1 tRNA gene is annotated in these 258 nt (G+C 57.0%); it reads right to left on the bottom strand.

Annotation, left to right across the window (positions count from 1 at the left end):
- Positions 1–110 precede the first annotated feature (110 nt).
- Positions 111–187: transfer RNA gene (locus tag ETP66_RS11875), tRNA-Ile, on the bottom strand.
- Positions 188–258: the final 71 nt, after the last annotated feature.

Genomic DNA, 258 nt, shown 5'->3' with positions numbered 1-258 from the left:
CTAAAAGGTTCCGGAACCAGACCCCAAGCCTGAGCCTAATAGCCCCCCAAATGGCCCTCCAAAGCACTTCCCCCCTCGCTACCGAGGGGGGAAGCTTTGCGTTTCCATCGTGGTGGGCGATGGTGGACTTGAACCACCGACCTCACGCTTATCAGGCGTGCGCTCTGACCAGCTGAGCTAATCGCCCCCGCACGCAAAGAATAGCTTAGCCAGGAACCGGCTTTCCGTCAAGACAATGTAATTGGCCACCACATTTGA

It is taken from the genome of Thermus thermamylovorans (assembly GCF_004307015.1).
Classification (GTDB): domain Bacteria; phylum Deinococcota; class Deinococci; order Deinococcales; family Thermaceae; genus Thermus; species Thermus thermamylovorans.
This window is presented reverse-complemented; position numbering and strand designations above follow the sequence as displayed.